This window comes from Dysgonomonas mossii, assembly GCF_004569505.1.
In the GTDB taxonomy this organism is placed as follows: domain Bacteria; phylum Bacteroidota; class Bacteroidia; order Bacteroidales; family Dysgonomonadaceae; genus Dysgonomonas.
In genome coordinates this window covers 1-383 of the sequence record NZ_SPPK01000157.1, presented here as the reverse complement: position 1 = coordinate 383, position 383 = coordinate 1, and the positions used below count along the sequence as shown (strand labels likewise).

Genomic DNA, 383 nt, shown 5'->3' with positions numbered 1-383 from the left:
GATAACCACAGTTTTACAACGACACTATTCAGCCGTCTCATTATTCAGGCGCCTCAAATTTATATCCAACACCCCATACAGTATGAATCATTTGAGCAGCTTCTTCAGATACACGATTTAGCTTTTCGCGTAATCTTTTTACGTGTGTATCTACAGTACGTAGGTCTCCGTAAAATTCATAATGCCATACTTCTTTAAGGAGTTGCTCACGATCGAATACTTTATCAGGTGATTTCGCTAAATATAATAATAATTCATATTCTTTAGGTGTTAAGTTCACTTCTTTTTGATCTGCTAATACACGATGAGCATCATTATCTATAACTAGATTTTCGAATACGATAAGGTCTTTAGCAGTATTTGATTGATTGACTACGGCATGA

Annotated in this window: 1 protein-coding gene; it reads right to left on the bottom strand. The window is 35.2% G+C overall.

Annotated elements, in window-relative coordinates:
* Positions 1-40: 40 nt before the first annotated feature.
* Positions 41-383: winged helix-turn-helix domain-containing protein (locus E4T88_RS17870; RefSeq protein ID WP_135107620.1), on the bottom strand; the 343-nt coding region annotated here is incomplete at its 5' end.